General features: G+C 49.5%; 1 protein-coding gene. It reads left to right on the top strand.

Features of this window, described 5'->3' with window-relative positions; genetic code table 11:
- Positions 1-492: 492 nt before the first annotated feature.
- Positions 493-681: hypothetical protein (locus E1189_RS25165; RefSeq protein ID WP_230460127.1), on the top strand; the 189-nt coding region annotated here is incomplete at its 3' end.

Below are 681 nucleotides of genomic sequence, written 5' to 3' on the forward strand. Positions count from 1 at the left end.
TACGGTTACCCGGTAGACTGCCCTCTGTGCCACTACGCTGTTCCTCGATCAGAACTCTACCGGCATGACAGATTAGAGTGCCCGCAAAGGCTTGTAGACTGTGATCGCTGCTTTGAAAGATTCACTGCCGGAGAGCTGAACGCGCACGAACAGGGTTGTCGCTTTATGCAAAATATGACCCTGCTGGCCAGCTCTGCTAACACTCCCGTCACGCTGGTTCCCCAACCAGGCTCCACTGGCCCCATTTATCAACCAGAGGATTCCCAGAGTGATTCATCCACTATTTATCTAGCCTTGCCTTATAACAAATTTCAGAAATATTTACGTTGCAAAGAAAAGGATAAACATGATCAAACGGCCAACGATCCGTTATTCGCAAGTTACCGGCGTATCCAGTGCCAGTATGCCGGATCACCCAGCGTCACATCCCCCTCTTTCGATTCTTATCATAGGCAATGGCACATAGTAGTTAACCAGCCTCGGGAAACACGAATGCATGCTTTTGTGTGGACTAATATGGACATTCTGGATATGCAAAATCAGAAAGTAGCCCATCTGGTGCAGCCCCATCCTGCTGCGGATAGTGAGGGGGGGGTAAAATTATGCATAAATAGCCACCCTAACCACTCCGATGGGTATCTGAAAGGGGATGGGGGGCAGAAGGCTAACGTACTGTCTCAC

It is taken from the genome of Parendozoicomonas verongulae (assembly GCF_009711465.1).
Lineage (GTDB): Bacteria > Pseudomonadota > Gammaproteobacteria > Pseudomonadales > Endozoicomonadaceae > Sansalvadorimonas > Sansalvadorimonas verongulae.